General features: G+C 64.2%; 20 protein-coding genes. 7 read left to right on the forward strand and 13 right to left on the reverse strand.

Annotation, left to right across the window (positions count from 1 at the left end; all coding sequences use genetic code 11):
- Positions 1 to 199: 199 nt before the first annotated feature.
- From A9D15_RS09780 to A9D15_RS09790, 3 genes are all read right to left on the reverse strand, one after another.
- Entirely contained in the window at positions 200 to 457 is a 258-nt protein-coding gene (locus tag A9D15_RS09780; RefSeq protein WP_066764437.1) for a GlsB/YeaQ/YmgE family stress response membrane protein, read from the reverse strand.
- 100 nt (positions 458 to 557) lie between these two features.
- The gene (gene sciP, locus A9D15_RS09785; protein ID WP_066764440.1) at positions 558 to 857 is read right to left on the reverse strand and encodes a CtrA inhibitor SciP; all 300 of its coding nucleotides are present in this window, start codon (positions 855 to 857) and stop codon (positions 558 to 560) included.
- A gap of 8 nt (positions 858 to 865) precedes the next feature.
- Positions 866 to 1,315 (reverse strand): hypothetical protein, encoded by a 450-nt coding sequence (locus A9D15_RS09790; RefSeq protein ID WP_066764442.1) that lies wholly within the window; start codon positions 1,313 to 1,315, stop codon positions 866 to 868.
- A gap of 148 nt (positions 1,316 to 1,463) precedes the next feature.
- On the opposite strand from A9D15_RS09790, the gene mnmA reads away from it, so the two are divergent.
- Both mnmA and A9D15_RS09800 read left to right on the forward strand, forming a co-directional pair.
- Positions 1,464 to 2,636, forward strand: coding sequence for a tRNA 2-thiouridine(34) synthase MnmA (gene mnmA, locus A9D15_RS09795; protein ID WP_066764444.1), 1,173 nt, complete (start codon positions 1,464 to 1,466; stop codon positions 2,634 to 2,636).
- A complete protein-coding gene (locus A9D15_RS09800; protein WP_172807510.1) occupies positions 2,603 to 3,667 on the forward strand; it encodes a hypothetical protein in 1,065 nt (354 codons plus the stop codon). Before mnmA ends, A9D15_RS09800 begins: the two co-directional genes overlap by 34 nt.
- Here A9D15_RS09800 and A9D15_RS09805 read toward each other — a convergent pair.
- Entirely contained in the window at positions 3,655 to 3,945 is a 291-nt protein-coding gene (locus tag A9D15_RS09805; protein WP_066764446.1) for a hypothetical protein, read from the reverse strand. The two genes, A9D15_RS09800 and A9D15_RS09805, sit on opposite strands and share 13 nt — an antisense overlap.
- Positions 3,946 to 4,097: 152 nt before the next feature.
- Between A9D15_RS09805 and A9D15_RS09810 the strand changes: the two genes are divergently transcribed.
- The gene (locus A9D15_RS09810) at positions 4,098 to 5,237 is read left to right on the forward strand and encodes a serine hydrolase domain-containing protein (RefSeq protein WP_066764448.1); all 1,140 of its coding nucleotides are present in this window, start codon (positions 4,098 to 4,100) and stop codon (positions 5,235 to 5,237) included.
- 11 nt (positions 5,238 to 5,248) lie between these two features.
- Here the strand turns inward: A9D15_RS09810 and A9D15_RS09815 are convergent, their stop codons facing one another.
- From A9D15_RS09815 to pdxH, 3 genes are read right to left on the reverse strand one after another with little or no spacing between them, the layout of a single operon-like run.
- The gene (locus tag A9D15_RS09815; RefSeq protein ID WP_066764450.1) at positions 5,249 to 6,043 is read right to left on the reverse strand and encodes a PhzF family phenazine biosynthesis protein; all 795 of its coding nucleotides are present in this window, start codon (positions 6,041 to 6,043) and stop codon (positions 5,249 to 5,251) included.
- 2 nt (positions 6,044 to 6,045) lie between these two features.
- Complete coding sequence (locus A9D15_RS09820) at positions 6,046 to 7,041, reverse strand: cation diffusion facilitator family transporter (RefSeq protein WP_082924392.1); 996 nt, start codon at positions 7,039 to 7,041, stop codon at positions 6,046 to 6,048.
- A 13-nt stretch (positions 7,042 to 7,054) separates the two neighbouring features.
- Positions 7,055 to 7,681 carry a pyridoxamine 5'-phosphate oxidase gene (pdxH, locus tag A9D15_RS09825; protein ID WP_066764452.1) on the reverse strand — a complete coding sequence of 209 codons (627 nt, stop codon included), beginning with the start codon at positions 7,679 to 7,681 and terminating at the stop codon, positions 7,055 to 7,057.
- Between the two features lie 158 nt (positions 7,682 to 7,839).
- Here pdxH and A9D15_RS09830 point away from each other — a divergent pair, with 158 nt between their 5' ends.
- The 4 genes from A9D15_RS09830 to A9D15_RS09845 are packed head-to-tail and all read left to right on the forward strand — an operon-like array spanning position 7,840 to position 11,614.
- The gene (locus tag A9D15_RS09830; protein ID WP_066764454.1) at positions 7,840 to 8,793 is read left to right on the forward strand and encodes a DnaJ C-terminal domain-containing protein; all 954 of its coding nucleotides are present in this window, start codon (positions 7,840 to 7,842) and stop codon (positions 8,791 to 8,793) included.
- 40 nt (positions 8,794 to 8,833) lie between these two features.
- Positions 8,834 to 9,769, forward strand: coding sequence for a YihY/virulence factor BrkB family protein (locus A9D15_RS09835; RefSeq protein WP_066764456.1), 936 nt, complete (start codon positions 8,834 to 8,836; stop codon positions 9,767 to 9,769).
- A 5-nt stretch (positions 9,770 to 9,774) separates the two neighbouring features.
- Complete coding sequence (gene fabI / locus A9D15_RS09840) at positions 9,775 to 10,599, forward strand: enoyl-ACP reductase FabI (protein ID WP_066764458.1); 825 nt, start codon at positions 9,775 to 9,777, stop codon at positions 10,597 to 10,599.
- Positions 10,600 to 10,612: 13 nt separating this feature from the next.
- The gene (locus A9D15_RS09845) at positions 10,613 to 11,614 is read left to right on the forward strand and encodes a GDP-mannose 4,6-dehydratase (protein WP_066764464.1); all 1,002 of its coding nucleotides are present in this window, start codon (positions 10,613 to 10,615) and stop codon (positions 11,612 to 11,614) included.
- 18 nt (positions 11,615 to 11,632) lie between these two features.
- On the opposite strand, the gene A9D15_RS09850 is transcribed toward A9D15_RS09845, so the two are convergent.
- From A9D15_RS09850 to A9D15_RS09875, 6 genes are all read right to left on the reverse strand, one after another.
- Entirely contained in the window at positions 11,633 to 12,181 is a 549-nt protein-coding gene (locus A9D15_RS09850; RefSeq protein ID WP_066764466.1) for a hypothetical protein, read from the reverse strand.
- A gap of 96 nt (positions 12,182 to 12,277) precedes the next feature.
- Positions 12,278 to 12,811: a demethoxyubiquinone hydroxylase family protein gene (locus A9D15_RS09855; RefSeq protein WP_244881975.1), complete on the reverse strand. Its 534-nt coding sequence runs from the start codon at positions 12,809 to 12,811 to the stop codon at positions 12,278 to 12,280.
- Positions 12,808 to 13,302, reverse strand: a complete 495-nt coding sequence (locus A9D15_RS09860) for a disulfide bond formation protein B (RefSeq protein WP_066764468.1) — start codon at positions 13,300 to 13,302, stop codon at positions 12,808 to 12,810. Before A9D15_RS09860 ends, A9D15_RS09855 begins: the two co-directional genes overlap by 4 nt.
- 26 nt (positions 13,303 to 13,328) lie before the next feature.
- A complete protein-coding gene (locus tag A9D15_RS09865; RefSeq protein WP_066764470.1) occupies positions 13,329 to 14,669 on the reverse strand; it encodes a S41 family peptidase in 1,341 nt (446 codons plus the stop codon).
- A gap of 107 nt (positions 14,670 to 14,776) precedes the next feature.
- Positions 14,777 to 15,910 carry a murein hydrolase activator EnvC family protein gene (locus A9D15_RS09870; RefSeq protein WP_066764472.1) on the reverse strand — a complete coding sequence of 378 codons (1,134 nt, stop codon included), beginning with the start codon at positions 15,908 to 15,910 and terminating at the stop codon, positions 14,777 to 14,779.
- Entirely contained in the window at positions 15,911 to 16,333 is a 423-nt protein-coding gene (locus A9D15_RS09875) for a 23S rRNA (pseudouridine(1915)-N(3))-methyltransferase RlmH (RefSeq protein ID WP_066764474.1), read from the reverse strand. It lies immediately after the preceding gene.
- Between the last annotated feature and the right edge of the window lie 19 nt (positions 16,334 to 16,352).

The following is a 16,352-nucleotide window of genomic DNA, read 5'->3' on the forward strand; positions in this document are numbered from 1 at the left end:
CGTCACCCGATATAACGACGCTGTATTACTCGTCTAAGTCACCTTGGGCAAGAGCCATGGCCACGCGATAACCGGCAAGAGGGCTGATACACAAGAACCGGCCCGCCGAAACGGCAGGCCGGATATATTTTCATATGTTACATTCTAAGGCCCCGACTTACAATCCGTCCGGGCAATCCGTCCGGGCGTCAGGGCAAGGTCAGCGAACGCGCCCGCGCTGCACCATGTTCACGATGCCCAGCAGGATAACCGCACCGACCAGCGCGCTGATGAACCACAGCAGCCAGTTCGCACCGCCCGCGACGCCCAGAAGGCCCAGCACGAACTTGCCGACGATGGCACCGATCACGCCGACGATGATGTTCCAGAAAATGCCCATCGAGGCATCGCGGTTCATGACCATGCTGGCCAGCCAGCCGGCGATACCGCCCACGATAATAGCGAGAATCCAATCCAAGGCGTCCTCCTCTTTTCTTGATGAGGGGAAAACGCCTTCGATCAGAAGCGGTTCCGGTAATGTCTTGGTTAATGCGATTCGCGGGGGCGCGACGGGCGCGTTAGTACTTCATCTGCCGTTCGTACAGGTCGCGGTAGTGCTGGATCCGCGTAACGCGCAGGCCCTTCATGCCCGAGCGTTCGACAGCGCGCTGCCAGGACGCGAATTCCTCGAGAGTCAGGTCGTAACGCTTGCATGCGTCGTCGATGGTGAGCAGCCCGCCGTTCACGGCCGCGACCACTTCCGCCTTGCGGCGAACGACCCAGCGCTTGGTCGACGCGGGCGGCAAGTCGTCCAGCGTCAGAGGCTCGCCAAGCGGGCCGATTACCATCGCAGGTTTGATGTCCTGGTTCTCGATCATCTACGTCCTCAAGCGTTCCCTTCAGACGACGGCGAGGTCTTGGGGGAGACCTCGAAGTCGAAGCCATCGCTGGCCACTCGTTCCGTCGTTTGTGACGGATTCTTACAATCGGAAGACTTAGGATTGCGTAAACGCGATGGCGCGCCCGCTACCTGTTGCGAAAGAGCGGCCAAATCCTCGGGCAAGAAGCGCCGCTCGGGCGTGTCGCCGGGCACGCCTGCACCCGCGGCTAGCGCGAACAGCATCTCTGCCGCGTGGGGATCGAAGCTGCCTTCGGTGATGAGGGTCGCAAGCCCGCGGCGGTCAAGACCGTCCTCCAAAGAGGCGCGCAGATCGCGTTCGGCCTGAAGCCTTGAGAGCAGGGCATGCCAGTCGATCCGCCGGGTGGCCCCACGGTCATCTTCCGTTGCCCCGTCCAATGGCAGATTGGGAAGATTCTCGAACATGTCGGTGACCATGCAACAGGCTTGGTCAAAAAAGCATAAACGCGGGCTTCATAACTCATTAGGGATAATGCTTAATCCTTCCGGCCCGCGCCCCCACCTCGTCCCCGCCCTCGTCCATGCCTTTTGCCCCGTGCCGGAAACGTGTAGGGGCAGCCGCGACATGACCGGACAGACCGTGACCACTCTCCCCACCGCCCCTTCGGCGACCGACCTTGCCGGGCTATTCCAGCTCGAGCAGCCGCTTTCCGCGCGCCGGATCGTTGTGGCCATGTCGGGCGGGGTGGACAGTTCGGTCGTCGCCGCGCTTGCGGCCAAGAGCGGAGCCGAAGTCATCGGCGTCACGCTCCAGCTTTACGATCATGGCGAGGCGGTGAAGCGCAAGGGCGCCTGCTGTGCCGGCGACGATATACGTGACGCGCGCGAAGTGGCCGACCGGCTGGGCATCGCGCATTACGTCTTCGACCATGAAAGCCAGTTCCGTGAAGACGTGATCGACCGCTTTGCCGACGAATACATGGCCGGGCGCACGCCGATCCCCTGCATTCGCTGCAACATGGGTGTGAAGTTTACCGACCTGTTCCGCATGGCGCGCGAACTGGGCGCCGACTGCCTTGCCACCGGCCACTACGTTCAGCGCGTGGTGGGCGAAAACGGTCCCGAACTGCATCGCGCCGCCGATCCGGCGCGCGACCAGTCGTACTTCCTCTACGGCACGACCGACGAGCAGCTCGACTTCCTTCGCTTCCCCTTGGGCGGTTTGCCCAAGCCGCAGGTGCGCGAAATCGCCGCCGAACTTGGCCTCGGCGTCGCCGCCAAGCCCGACAGCCAGGACATCTGCTTCGTGCCGGAGGGCGATTATGCGTCGCTGGTCAAGAAGCTGCGGCCCGAAGCAGGAAACACCGGCCCCATCGTCCATGCCCAGACGGGTGAGGAACTTGGCACGCACAAGGGCATCATACACTACACCGTCGGCCAGCGCCGCGGGCTGGAGATCGGCGGACAGGCCGAGCCGCTTTATGTCACCGACATCGATGCGGAGCGTCAGGCGGTTATCGTAGGGCCCAAGCGACTGCTGGCCGTAACCGCGATGGAAGTGGTGGAGACCAACCGTATCGGGCCGATACCGTCGGGACAAGTCGCTGTAAAGGTTCGCTCTCTTGCGAAGCCGGTGCCTTGCCGGATAGAAGGCGATCTTGGCGGTAACGCCACTGTCCGCGTGGTGTTCGAGCGTGCCGAATACGGTGTCGCCCCCGGACAGGCCGCGGTTTTCTACGCGGGGGAAAGGGTCGTCGGCGGCGGATGGATCGAGGATACCGAAAAGGTCTCAGGCTAGAGGCCGACCGGAAAAGCCGGAGCACGTGGCTCGGGCTGCTCATCGCATCGTGGGTGGTGATCGCCCTGCTTGCTTGGCTGGACCCGTTCAAGATCGGGCACCGGCGGTACGAACAACCGACCTGGCCGGCGAACATTCACCTCCAGACACCCGAGCGCAGCGGGTCGATTCCCAATGGCGTGACGCTGCAGCCTGATGGTTTCGGCGAACTCTTCGCATTCGGCACGATTGAGGATGCGCCTACGCTATACGGCACGACAGCCCAACTGGAGAGCGCGGGCATGGGCCGCTGGGACGGGCCGTGGAGCCTGACCGAGGCGTGGTCCCGCGAAGCGCGAGGCGAGGAGCTGATCGGCAAAGTCGGCGACGCAGTGCGCGTCGTCGCTTTCGCAGACCCCGGCAGGCAGGAAGAGCACCTGATCATTATCGATGTCGCTGGGTCGGGGCCAAGCCGGACGGGACCGGAGCAGACGAAGCTTGTGCTGGCGCGCGGGTGCCTGCGGCTTGGCAGCGCGAAGGGACCGCTCGTCTTGTTGGGACCTCGGGCGAACGGGGTATACGTCGATAGCGAAGGCTGGCTGGCGGTCGGACGTTTTGGACTGCAACAGCTACGCGTGGGCGAGGTGGGGGAGATCTGGATCGATCCGCCGGTCGAGGACGAGACCGCTCTCAATGCTCTGCGCCTCCAGTGCGGCGGCAACGGCGACGTCGTGCAAATCAGCGGGATTTCCCGAAAGCCCGTTTGCGACCTGACCGCTGAACAAGCCGCCGCCAATCGCGCTGCGCTGACCGAGCAGCAGCGCATGGTCCGCGACCGCATGGCCGAAGCGTTCGAAGAACAGGTGGCTGTCTGCATGAAGCAGGGCCGTACCCGCCTCGCCTGCGAACGGTCGATCCCGCCCATGCCGCCGCCGCCCATGCCCTATGGCGCGCCCGACGGGCCGGTCTATCAGGGTCTTGGTCCCGGAGAGCGCTGCGTCCCGCAAGAAGACCTGCCGCCCGGTGTGTGGGCGTCGGATCAGTCCTCGTAAGTTTCCAGCACGCAGCCCCAGCCTTCGCGATAAGTCGCGGTCGTGCTGGCGATCAGCGGTACGCTGGCGGTGACCGAGCGGTCGACGTCGTCCTCGGACAGCGAGACCATGCCCATGCCGTCGAGAAAGTCCTTTTCGCAGTCACCCAGTTCGCGCCCGCCGACATAGCGGCACGAACAGGCGACGCGCGCGCCATAGGCGGTCCCCGCCTCGGCCTGCGCGGTCAGCGGCGTCCAGCCCCAGGCCAGCAGCACCGCGAGAACTCCCGCGATCAGCAACGCGGCCCTGGCACCCTTGCGGGCGGGCTGGCGGGTGGCGTGCCTGCGCGACGATTTTGCGGGTGGTGATTTTGCGGATTGGGGTGATTTGCTTGGGGGCATCCGGGTTGCCGACTTGCTTTGAAAGGGGGACTTGGTCGATCACGCGCGCAATGAAGACGCGTTACCTGCTTCCTATCCTTGCTGCCGCGTGCCTGCCAGTGCTTTGCGCCTGCGATGCGACGGACGGTGCCCAGCCGCTACCGCCGCCGAGCGCGGAATCGATGGCCTCGCTTGCCGACGGCGAAACCGGCGCATCGCGTGAGGGGCTGGCCCGTGCCATCGACGGCGTGTTCGCGGACGACGTGGGCGAAACCCGCGCGCTGATCGTGATGCATGACGGCAAGATCGTCGCCGAACGCTATGCCGATGGGTACACGCCCGAAACACGCCATGTCGGCTGGTCGATGACCAAGACCGTCACCGGCGTCGTGATCGGCATGCTGATCGCGGACGGTTCACTTGCCTTGGACGAGCCTGCCCCGGTACCGCGCTGGCAACGGGTCGGCGATCCGCGCGGCGAGATCACGGTGCGACAACTGCTCCAGATGCGCAGCGGGCTGCGGCATGTCGAAACCGGCGAACCTGCCTATGATGCCGACACACCGCAGATGCTGTTGCTCCAAGGCCGCGACGACATGGCGCATTTCGCAGAAACCCAGCCTTTGAGCGCGGCACCGGGCGAAGAATTCGTCTATTCCACCGCCAGCAGCGTCATCCTTGCCGACATCGCCACCCGCGCGCTGACCGAATCGGACCGCCCCGCCACCCGCCGCGCGGCGATGGACGGATACCTGCACGAACGCCTTTTCGAATTGCTGGCGATGGACAGTGCCGTCGCCGAATTCGACGCGCATGGTACGCTTGTCGGCGGCAGCATGATCCACGCAACCGCGCGCGACTGGGCAAAATTCGGCGAGATGCTGCGGGGCGGCGGCGCATCACCCAGCGGCGTTCGTATCGTGCCGCAAGGCTGGGTCCGCTTCATGCGTACATCCAGTCCCGCGGACCCGGCCTATGGCGCGCACTTGTGGCTCAACAAGCCGAGACCCGAAGGGCGCGAGCGTGTCCTTTTTCCCGGCAGCGCACCTGAAAGTACGTTCGCCATGCTCGGCTTTCGCGGGCAGTACACGCTGGTCTCACCGTCACAGAAGCTGACGATCGTGCGGCTGGGCAACTCGAACGAGGAGGAGCAGGACCTGCTGCGCGAGGCGATGGCGAACCTCGTCTCGCGCTTTCCGACAGGTCAGTAGCGACCAAAGATTCAGTAGCGGAACGTTCCTTCGAGCAGCGTGACGCAAGGCCCGCCAAGCCACGCAGTCTCGCCATCCAGCCTACAGGTCAGCAGCCCGCCACGCTGCGAAGCCTGGAACGCGGTGAATTCTGCCCTACCCAGCCGCTGCGTCCAGAACGGGGTCAGCACGCCATGGGCCGAACCGGTCACGCTGTCTTCGTCCACGCCGGCACCGGGGACGAAGACGCGGCTTACAACGTCGGTCTCGGTTCCGGGTGCAGTGCAGATGAACTGATCGTCGCCCATCGCGCCAAGGGCGGAGAAATCGGGTCGCAAGGCGCGCACCGTATCCTCGCTGTCGAACAGGAAGACTTTGTAGCCGTCGCCCGATCGCGAAATCGCCTGTGGCGCAGCGCCCAGTGCGGCAATGGCCGCAGGAAACTCGCCCGGCTGCGTGGGGATCGCGGGCAACGCGACTTCATAGGCATCGCCATGCCGCTTGACGGTCAAGACGCCTGCCCGCCGCGTCAGGAAACGGACCTCGTCTGTCCCGTCCCGCCCCAACATGGCATGGCCCGAAGCCAACGTGGCATGGCCGCAAAGCCGGATCTCGCATTGAGGCGTGAACCAACGCAGTTCATAATCCGCTTCCGGCCCCGCGTAAGGGACCAGAAAAGCGGTCTCGGCAAAATTGTTCTCGTTCCCGATGCGCGCCATCGTCGCATCGTCGGGAAAGCCGTCAGCGTAGAGCATGACCGCGGCCTGATTTCCCGCGAATGGCTCGGGCGCGAAGGCGTCGATATGCCAGAAGGGAATTGCGGGCATGGTCAGGCCGGCTTTGCCTGTTCGGGGAAATCCGCGTCCACGCCTTCGGTCAGCAAGTCGACCGGGCGATCGGAATCCAGTTCCACATGTCCTTCCGGATCGGTGTGGATGAGGAACTCGGTCTCGGGAAACCTTGCCAGCAGGCTCGCCTCGATCGCGTCCATGACCTCGTGCGCTTCGGCCACGGTCATGTTGGGGTCGACGGTGATGTGAAACTGCGCGAAATCGCGGTTGCCCGCCGTGCGGGTGCGAAGATCGTGGACTCCCTGAAGGTCAGGGTTATCGCGGATCGTATCGAGCAGTTCCTCACGTTTCTCGACCGGCCATTCGCGGTCCATCAGGTTGTCGATGGCATGCTGGCTCGCTTCCCAGGCGTTCCAACCCAGCCATATCGCGATGCCGAGCGCGAAGATCGGGTCGGCGCCGGTGACGCCTGCATACTGGTCGAGCAGCAGGGCCGCGATCACCGCGAAATTCAGGAAAATATCCGACTTGTAATGGACGTGATCGGTCTGGATCGCGATCGATCCGGTCTTGCGAATGACATGGCGCTGCCAAGCCAGCAGCAACAGTGTCGCAGCGACCGCGATCAGCGAGACGACGACGCCTTCCTCGGCCTGTTCGACGCGTCCGCCGCCAAGCCACACCTCTATCGCGCGGGCGGCAATGCCCACCGCCGAGATCGAGATCAAAACGACCTGCACCAACGCTGCCAGCGCCTCTGCCTTGCCATGCCCGAACCGGTGGTCCGAATCGGGCGGATGGGCCGCGACCCACACGCCAATCAGTGTGACGAGGCTGGCCACGATGTCGAGCGCGGTATCGGCAAGACTGCCAAGCATCGCAGTCGAGCCGGTACGGGCCGTGGCGTAGATCTTGAGGGCGAGCAGGAGCGCGGCCACGCTCATGCTCGCAATGGCGGCGCTGCGGGTCAGCAGCGCGCGGCGCGCCCGTGCCTCTTCGGCATGGACGGCAATGGTCGCAGGGCCTGACGTCATCGGCGGATAGAACTCACGGATAGAGAAGAGTGCTGGCCCAGCCGCTCGCGCTGCGCGTGAAGCGCCGGCGTTCGTGCAGGCGGAATGGCCGGTCGTGCCAGAACTCGATCGCTTGCGGCACGAGGCGGAATCCGCCCCAATGGTCGGGGCGCGGCACGTCCTTGCCTTCGTACTTGCGACGAACTTCCTCGAACCGCGACAGGAACTCGCGACGGTCGGCCATCGGCGCCGACTGGTCGCTGGCGAGCGCGCCAAGCTGCGAATCGCGGGCGCGGCTGGAAAAATATGCGTTCGCCATGTCCTCGCTCACCGGTTCGAGCCGGCCCTCGATGCGGATCTGGCGGCGCAGGCTCTTCCAGTGGAACAACAGAGCAGCCTGCGGATTGGCGGCGATCTCGCTGCCCTTGCGGCTGTGCTGGTTGGTGTAGAACACGAAACCGCCGCCCGCCCCCAGATCCGCGCCGTGCCCTTTCAGAAGGACCATGCGAACCGACGGTGCGCCGCTCGGGCTCGCCGTGGCGAGCGCCATGGCGTTCGAATCGTTCGGCTCGTGCTCTCGTGCGAGCGCATACCACTCGTCAAAGAGGTTGAAGGGATCGCCGGTCGGGATCGCGTCTTCTGCCAGGAGTTCGGGTTCCACTGTTCTCGCCGTGCCTGCTGTCTGGGACCATTCTGCGCCGGACGGACTCGCATCGTCGCCCCGCGCTTGCAACATAGGCATGCCCTGCCGCCTTCGCAAAGGTCGATGCACGACACTGCTCCGTTGCGTAAAGCGCAAATGCTTCCTAGCTAACGATCATGGCCGATCCCTATTCGATCCTCGGTGTGCAGCGCGGCGCGAGCGAGAAGGACATCAAGTCCGCCTATCGCAAGCTGGCGAAAGAGCTTCACCCCGACAAAAACAAGGACAACCCCAAGGCGTCGGAACGTTTTTCCGACGTCACGAAGGCGTATGACCTGCTGTCCGACAAGGACAAGCGCGCCCAGTTCGACCGGGGCGAGATCGACATCGACGGCAATCCGCAAATGCCCTTCGGCATGGGCGGGCAAGGCTTTGGCGGCGGGCGGCGGGGTCATCCCGGCAGTGGCGCAGGCGGTTTCGGCGCAGAGGAAGTCGACCTTTCCGACCTGTTCGAAGGTATTTTCGGCGGCGGCGGTCCGCGTTCGGCGCGTGGCGGCCCCGGTGGCGGTTTCGGCGGCGGCATGGGAGGCGGTCCGCGTCGTCCTCCGCCCAAGGGCGCGAACGTGCAGTACCGGCTTGCGGTTACGCTGACCGACATCGCCAACCTTGCCCCGCAGCGCATCACGCTGTCGGACGGCAAGACGATCGACCTTAAGCTTCCCAACGGGGCCGAGGACGGAACGCAGATGCGCCTGTCCGGCAAGGGCGAGCAGGGTCCGGGCGGCGCCGGCGATGCGCTGGTCACTATCGTCGAGAAATCGCACGCCTTCTTCCGCCGCGACGGGGATGACGTGCGGCTCGATCTGCCCGTGACGCTGGACGAGGCGGTTAACGGCGCGAAAGTCAAAGTGCCGACGACCAGCGGCGCGGTCATGCTGACCGTCGCGCCGGGCAGTTCGTCAGGCAAGGTCCTGCGCCTCAAGGGCAAGGGCTTCACCCGCAAGGACGGATCGCGCGGCGATCAGCTCGTCACGCTGGAAATCGATATTCCCGAAGACGACGCAGACCTGAAGCAGCGGCTCGAGGGGTGGAGCGATACGCGCGCCATCCGGGCCAAGCTGGGCGTGTGACACCCGAATATCTCTTCGTGCCTTGCCCGGTGACTGCCGGATGAGACGGCGGATCAATCGCCACCTCCACAAGGTCCGAAGCGAGATCGGCCCGGGGACGCGTACGTACCAGGTTATCAAGTGTACCCTGCTGGGCGCGTGGGAAGACGGCTTCATCCACGCGGGCAACCTTGCCTATATGGCGATCCTGTCGCTATTTCCGTTCTTCATCGTCGCCGCCGGCGTCTTTTCTCTGTTGGGCGACGCCGAGGACCGCACGGCGGCGATCAACGCTCTGCTGCTGGCGGTGCCGGCTGTCGTCGCCGAAGTGGTCGAGCCTGTTGCCAAGGACGTCGTTTCCTCGCGGACGGGCTGGCTCTTGTGGGCAGGCGCGATCTTCGGGCTGTGGACTGTGGGCAGCCTGATCGAGACGATCCGCGACATCCTGCACCGCGCCTATCACACCAAGCCTTCGGCCAGTTTTCTGAAACACCGCCTGCTTTCGGTTGCCGTCATCATCGGCTCGATCATCCTCCTGATGATGTCGCTTTCGGCCCAGTTCTACATTTCGGCCGTGCAGGAAATGATCACCGCCTGGTTCCCGGATGCGGCCGATCTTGGTTCGGCGCTTTCGCTGTCGCGCATTATTCCTGCGTTTGGCCTGCTGCTGTCGATCTGGCTTCTGTTCGTATCACTGACGCCCAAGAAATACCGCGGACCGGAATATCCCAAGTGGCCCGGCGCGCTGTTCGTTGCGGGATGGTGGATGCTGGTGACGGTCGCCCTGCCCCCTGTCCTGCGCACGGTCTTCGCCTACGACCTTACCTACGGAAGCCTTGCCGGCGTGATGATCGCCCTTTTCTTTTTCTGGCTTGTCGGGCTAGGGCTTGTCGTCGGTGCGGAGCTTAATGCCGCGCTGGCCAACACGCCGTCAGTGCGTGACATGGAAACAGCAGAGGCTGGCGAAGAAACGTCGGCCCAGCAGGAACGAAGATAACAGGCATGGACGAAAACGCTCTTCCCACCGGAACCCTGATGCAGGGCAAGCGCGGGCTGATCATGGGGCTCGCCAACGACAAGTCGCTGGCTTGGGGCATTGCAAAGGCACTTCGCGCACAGGGCGCGGAACTGGCCTTCTCCTATCAGGGCGAGGCACTGGCCAAGCGCGTCAAGCCGCTGGCCGAAAGCCTGGGCAGCGATTTCCTGCTGGAATGCGACGTGGCGGACATGGACGCGCTCGACACCGCGTTCGAAACGCTGGCCGCGCGCTGGCCGAAGATCGACTTCATCGTCCACGCCATCGGCTTTTCCGACAAGAACGAACTTCGCGGGAAGTATGTCGACACCAGCCTCGACAACTTCCTGATGACAATGAACATTTCGGCCTACAGCCTCGTTGCCGTGACCAAGCGTGCGGCCCCGCTGATGACCGACGGTGGCTCGATCCTGACGTTGACGTACTACGGCGCGGAAAAGGTCGTGCCGCACTACAACGTCATGGGCGTCGCCAAGGCCGCGCTGGAAACCAGCGTAAAGTACCTGGCCAACGACCTTGGCCCCGACAACATCCGCGTGAACGGCATTTCTGCAGGCCCGATCAAGACGCTGGCCGCCAGCGGCATCGGCGATTTCCGCTACATCCTGAAGTGGAACGAATTGAACGCCCCGATGCGGCGCAACGTCACGATCGACGATGTCGGCGGCTCGGCGCTCTACCTTCTGTCCGACCTTTCGTCCGGCGTGACGGGCGAAACCCATCACGTCGATTGCGGCTATCACGTCGTCGGCATGAAGCAGGAAGACGCGCCCGACATCGCGCTGTCCTGACGGGGCAGGGACGATGACGACCACGCTCGTCACCGGGGTCGCCGGGTTCATCGGCGCGGCGCTGGCAAAGGCCTTGCTGGCTCGGGGTGAGCGGGTCGTCGGGATCGACAACCTCAACAACTATTACGATGTCGCGCTGAAGCGTGACCGGCTGACCGATATCTGCCAGGGCGCGGGCAACCGGTTCCGCTTCATCGAGCTGGACTTTGCCGACATGGCAAAGCTGCGTAGCGCGCTGGAAGGCGAAACGATCGACCGGATCGCGCATCTGGGTGCCCAGGCGGGCGTGCGCTATTCGATCGACAATCCGCACGCCTATGCGCAGTCGAACCTCGTCGGCCATGTGAACATGCTCGAATTCGCGCGCGAACGCTCGGTCGCGCACATGGTCTATGCCAGCTCGTCCTCGGTCTATGGCGGGAACGAGAAAGTGCCGTTCGACGTCGACGACAGGGTCGATCATCCCGTCTCGCTCTACGCCGCCACGAAGAAGGCGGACGAACTGATGAGCGAAACTTACGCCCATCTTTACAAGCTGCCGATGACGGGGCTGCGGTTCTTCACCGTCTATGGGCCATGGGGACGGCCCGACATGATGATGTGGATCTTCACGGACCGCATCCTGTCAGGCCAGCCCATCCCCGTGTTCAACAACGGCGAAATGTATCGGGACTTTACTTACATCGACGACATCATCGCCGGCGTGGTCGCATCACTGGACTGTCCGCCCGCCGATGACGGCTCGAAAAAGCCCGGTGGCAGCACCACGGCGCATACGATCTACAATATCGGCAACAACCAGCCCGAACAGCTGATGCGCGTCATCGGCCTGTTGGAGGACGCCTGCGGACGCAAGGCGGAGCTCGACATGAAGCCGATGCAGCCGGGCGATGTGCCGCGCACTTATGCCGACATCACGGCAATCAGCCGCGATCTCGGCTATGCGCCGACGACTTCGGTGGACGCAGGCGTTCCCGCCTTCGTCGACTGGTTCAGGAAATACCGAGGCATCTAGGCCGCGGCGCTAAACGGTTTATTCCGCAACGATTTCCGGCAGCGGCTCGTCCTCGGCGGCGGCGGCTTCCTGCGCTTTGCGGCGGGCCTCGTACTCGGCCTCGATGGATTCGACGCGGGCCTGTTCGGCGGCGGCATCTTCGTCGATCTCGGCAAGGCGGGCAGCGCGGGCTTCGGCGACAAGCTGACCCATGCGAACGTCGGAGCCGGTGGCCTTTTCGGCATAGGCCTGCTCGATGATGGCGGCGGTGCAGCCGGTCTGACCCTCGGGCCCGATCACGGTGCACGAACCGACGCCGGTGGAACCGACATCGCGATTGGCAGCAACGCGCTGCGCCCAGGCTTCGTTCTGCTTGCTCTCGCTTTGCCGCAGGGGCTTGGGAATGCGATAGGGATCTTCCTGCCTCACGCAGACGACGATCTCTTCAGCGGTCGGAACCGGGCATTCCTGGTCGCCATAGACGATGACCGAATTGACGGCAGGTTCTGCCTCCTGCGCGAAAGCGGGGCTGGCAAGGCCGATCCCGGCGGTGGCGATGGCAAGGGTAGCGATCAGCGTGCGGGTCATCGGTCTATGCGCCTCCTTCAAGCGCGAGGTCTGTTTTCCAGTCCTGATATAAGTGCCCTTCGCACTGAATGACAGGTGAAGGGTGGGCCATTTTGGTCAGATGCGTTTTGAAAGCCCGATGGCAACGCGGCAGCCGAGGCGTATCGCGCCCGACATCAGGCCATAGACCGGCGCGCGTTCGGCACCGGCATTTATCGCGGCGTCGTGATGCTCACGCTCGTCATCGCGGAATTCGGTGACCATGGCGGAAAGCTCGGGATCTTCCTCGCCCAGTTCTTCCAGCTGCTGGGTATAGTGGCGTTCGATCTCGGTCTCGATCGCGGCAGTGCAGGCCATTGCGGCTTCGGGCCCGATCAGCGCGGTTACGGCGCCAAGCGCAAAACCGGCCTTGTCCCAGATCGGCTGAAGCAATGTGGGACGCACGCCGCGTTCCGCCATCAGGGCATCGAAACGCGCGCGGTGATCCGCTTCCTGCTGCGCCATCGCGGCAATTTCGCCCGCGCCCGGCGCACGGTCGCCCATGACGGCTAGCTGACCCGCATAGATGCGCGTTGCGCCATATTCACCGGCCTGGTCGACGCGGATCATCGATTCGATCCGCTGCTTCTTTTCCGCTTCGGTCATCGTCATGCCCTACCAACGCCCGACCGGCCCGTCCGTGCCGAGAGAACGAGGACGACGATAGCGCCAATACCCGAGATCAGGAAGTTCCAGCCTGCGAGCGAGATGCCGAACAACGACCACTGCACTTCATCGCAGCGCACCGTGGGCGCGCCCATGATCGCGTCGAGCGCGCTCTGCCCCTCGGCGATTTCGAGCGAGGTGCACTGAGTGAACCCTTCCCACCAGCCATATTCGACACCCGCATGGAACGCGCCGATGAGGCCGGAGATCAGAACGGCAATCGCAGCCAGACGCACCAGCCAAACCTTTGCGGCATCTCCCGGCACGACAAAAGCAAGCAATGCGATCGCAACGGCAGCGAAATGCGGCCAGCGCTGCCACCAGCACATCTCGCAAGGGTAAAGCCCGAAGCCGTATTGCGAGATATAGGCTCCCGCGAGAAGGGCTGCGGGGATAAGCAGCGCAAGCAGGCGCGCAAGTTTCAGGTCGGCGGTCATTGTCGGTCCGGAAATATCAGATCAGATCAGGGCTTGGCCGCACCGGTGTGCTTCTGCGCCAGCCGGGTATTGCGCAAGGTATCCAGCGCGTAGTGCATCTGGAAGTCCTTGATGCCCTGCTTCTCCAGCTCCTCTGCCGAAATCTGGAAACGCGGATCGTCGATCAGGTCCTTTTCCAGTTCCTGGTCCTCGACCTGAAGTTCGTTGATCAGGTGACCGCGGAGATCGGATTCGCGGATTGCACGTTCGGCGCGGGCGCGGGCATCGGGGTCGGACAGCTGCGGCACGGCGATATCCGGCTCGATCCCGCCTTCCTGAACCGATTTGCCCGACGGCGTGTAATACCGCGCCGTCGTCAGCTTCAGCGCGCTGTCGTTAGTGAGCGGAACCAGCGTCTGTACGCTGCCTTTGCCGAAACTGCGCTGCCCCATGACGAGCGCGCGGTGATGGTCCTGCAATGCGCCGGCCACGATTTCGGAGGCCGACGCCGAGCCTGAATCGATCAGAACGACCAGCGGGATGCCGCGCGCGATATCGCCGGTACGTGCGACGTAGCTTTCATTGTCGCGCGCGAAACGACCGCGCTGCGACACGATCTGGCCCTTGTCGAGGAACAGGTCCGACATGGCGACTGCCTCATCCAGCAGACCGCCGGGGTTGGAGCGCAGGTCGATCACGATGCCTTCGGGCATCTTGCCCAGCTTGGTACGAATTCCGTTCATCGCCCGCTCGACATCGCGGCCGACGTTGGCACTGAACGAGGAAACGGTGATCACGCCCATATTGCCATCGACTTCCCACTCGACGGGGGTCAATTCGATGATCGCGCGCGTAACGTTGACGTCGAACGGCTCTTCGCGGCCCGAGCGATAAATGGTGAGCTTGATGTCGGTGCCCGGACGCCCACGCATCTGATCGACCGCTTCGTCCAGCGTTCCGCCATAGATCAGCTTGCCGTTGAGGTGCGTGATGTAGTCGCCCGCCTTAATACCGGCAGTTTCGGCCGGGGTACCCTTGGTCGGGGCGATGACCTTGACCACGCCGTCTTCCATCGTGACCGAGAGGCCAAGGCCGCCGTAGTTGCCGTCGGTCTGGGTGCGCAAGCTCTCGAAAGCGGTTGCATCGAGATAGCCCGAATGCGGATCGAGGCTGGCCAGCATGCCGTCGATCGCGCCGCGCAGCAGCTTTTCATCATCGACCTGATCGACGTAATTCGCCTTCACCCGCTGGTAAATGACCATCAGCTTGCCGAATTCCGGAGCGCTGCGGGCATCGACGGCGGCAAGGCCGGCAGTCGTGGCGGGCAGCATGGCAAGTGCGGTCACGAGAGCCGCAGAGCGCAGGAACGGCGCGAGGCGAATGGCCATGGGTAACTTGATCCTTTTTGTCGCGCGGCATGGGTGGCCGCCACGCATCACGAACAAATGTATAGCGCATGAAGGCTTAACGCCAGATGGCAGGTTTTCAGCGCGTTTCAGCGTGCCAGCAAGGGATGAATCGCCCGCCTTCCCTGCCGCAATTCGTAAAGGATGCGCGGCTCTGCATCGGGTGCGCTGCCGATAATTTCGCCGCGCCTGACCTTGGTGCCGGTTTTGACGGCGGTGCGATCAAGACCTGCAAGCAGGCTGAGCTTGCCATCGGGATGGCGCAGGATGACGATCGTACCATAGCCGCGAAACGGCCCGGCGAAGGCGACTTCGCCCGCCAGCGGCGCAACTATTGGCGCACCGCCGCGCGGCGCGATCGTCATGCCGCTGCTGCGCCCGCCTGCGGCGTCGCGTTCGCCGAAACCTGCAAGAATGTCCCCGCGAACCGGCAGGCGCGGGGCGTCGGGATCGGTCTTTGCAGCCGTGGTGGAGGCCAGCAGCGTGGGGGCCGGAAGCGCCGATAGCGCGGCAAGTGTGCGCTCGCCCTGCTGTTCCTCTGCGACAAGAGCGCCGATCGACCGGACCTGTGCGCCGCGCAAGGTTGCCTCGCGCCGTGCCTCGTTCGCGGCATCGACCAGCTTTTCGGCGGTCATCCGGTCCTCGACGCCCATCGCCTGAAGCTCTGCGCGCCTTTCGGTGAGGTCCGCCCTCGCCTGCTCGCCTTCTTCACGGGCGCGCCGCGCGGTTGCGGCAAGATCGCGTGCCTCGGCCAGATCGCCGCGCAGTTCCCTTGTGTGCGCCGCGATCTGCGGCTGCATGCCCGCAACCATCGATCGCATCCGCACAAAATCGCGGGTCGAGGACGGGCGCATCACCAGAAGCAGTGCGGGGCGCTGCGCCAGCCGCTGAAGCCCGGCCATCATGCGGGACAGTGGCGCACGCTTGTTCGCGAGTTCGTCGCGCAGCACGGCAAGACGGTTTTCCGAAGCCTCCGCGCGCAGTTGCGCGGCCTCCAGCCGGTTCTGCGTCTCGGCCACTTCGGCGGATAGCGCCCTCGCCCGTGCTTCCGACTTCAGCGCGCGATCCTCGATCAGGCGCGCCTGATCGGCAAATTCCGCCGCCTTGCGCTGTGCTTCCGCCCTTGCCGCCTCGACTTCACGAAGCCGGTCTTCCGCGCTCGTCACCGCGCCAGCGGCAGCGGGCAGCAGGGCAAGCGTCAGGATGGCAAAGCGCAGGCGCATCTACCCGGCCCGGTGATAGGGGTGACCGGCCAGAATGCTGGTCGCCCGCCAAAGCTGTTCGGCCAGCATCGCACGCACCATCAGGTGCGGCCAAGTCATCGGGCCGAAACCCAACAGCACGTCTGCCTCTTCGCGCGCGGCATCGCCGTGCCCGTCGGCAGCGCCGATCAAAAACCGCGCCTCGCGCACGCCATCGTCGCGCCAGCGTTCCAGCAATTTGGCGAAATCTTCGGACGACATCTGCTTGCCCCGCTCATCCAGCAGGACCTGTTTCGCAGGCGTCAGTGAAGCGGGTACCGTGCCGCCGGTGTCGGGCAGCTCGGTCCACTTCATCGGCCAGGTCACGCGCTTGGCATAGCGCTGAACCAGCTCGGCCTCTGCCGAGCGGCCGATCTTTCCGCGAGCGATGACGTGCAGGCGCATGAGGGCCTGTTACACCGCT

It is taken from the genome of Croceicoccus pelagius (assembly GCF_001661915.1).
GTDB classification, from domain to species: Bacteria; Pseudomonadota; Alphaproteobacteria; order Sphingomonadales; family Sphingomonadaceae; genus Croceicoccus; species Croceicoccus pelagius.

Coding starts and splice junctions, on each gene's coding strand:
- sciP (WP_066764440.1), bottom strand. CDS start 857: ATGATCGAGAACCAGGACATCAAACCTGCGATGGTAATCGGCCCGCTT.
- A9D15_RS09790 (WP_066764442.1), bottom strand. CDS start 1,315: ATGGTCACCGACATGTTCGAGAATCTTCCCAATCTGCCATTGGACGGG.
- mnmA (WP_066764444.1), top strand. CDS start 1,464: ATGACCGGACAGACCGTGACCACTCTCCCCACCGCCCCTTCGGCGACC.
- A9D15_RS09800 (WP_172807510.1), top strand. CDS start 2,603: ATGGATCGAGGATACCGAAAAGGTCTCAGGCTAGAGGCCGACCGGAAA.
- A9D15_RS09810 (WP_066764448.1), top strand. CDS start 4,098: ATGAAGACGCGTTACCTGCTTCCTATCCTTGCTGCCGCGTGCCTGCCA.
- A9D15_RS09815 (WP_066764450.1), bottom strand. CDS start 6,043: ATGCCCGCAATTCCCTTCTGGCATATCGACGCCTTCGCGCCCGAGCCA.
- A9D15_RS09820 (WP_082924392.1), bottom strand. CDS start 7,041: ATGACGTCAGGCCCTGCGACCATTGCCGTCCATGCCGAAGAGGCACGG.
- A9D15_RS09830 (WP_066764454.1), top strand. CDS start 7,840: ATGGCCGATCCCTATTCGATCCTCGGTGTGCAGCGCGGCGCGAGCGAG.
- A9D15_RS09835 (WP_066764456.1), top strand. CDS start 8,834: ATGAGACGGCGGATCAATCGCCACCTCCACAAGGTCCGAAGCGAGATC.
- fabI (WP_066764458.1), top strand. CDS start 9,775: ATGGACGAAAACGCTCTTCCCACCGGAACCCTGATGCAGGGCAAGCGC.
- A9D15_RS09845 (WP_066764464.1), top strand. CDS start 10,613: ATGACGACCACGCTCGTCACCGGGGTCGCCGGGTTCATCGGCGCGGCG.
- A9D15_RS09850 (WP_066764466.1), bottom strand. CDS start 12,181: ATGACCCGCACGCTGATCGCTACCCTTGCCATCGCCACCGCCGGGATC.
- A9D15_RS09855 (WP_244881975.1), bottom strand. CDS start 12,811: ATGACGATGACCGAAGCGGAAAAGAAGCAGCGGATCGAATCGATGATC.
- A9D15_RS09860 (WP_066764468.1), bottom strand. CDS start 13,302: ATGACCGCCGACCTGAAACTTGCGCGCCTGCTTGCGCTGCTTATCCCC.
- A9D15_RS09865 (WP_066764470.1), bottom strand. CDS start 14,669: ATGGCCATTCGCCTCGCGCCGTTCCTGCGCTCTGCGGCTCTCGTGACC.
- A9D15_RS09870 (WP_066764472.1), bottom strand. CDS start 15,910: ATGCGCCTGCGCTTTGCCATCCTGACGCTTGCCCTGCTGCCCGCTGCC.
- A9D15_RS09875 (WP_066764474.1), bottom strand. CDS start 16,333: ATGCGCCTGCACGTCATCGCTCGCGGAAAGATCGGCCGCTCGGCAGAG.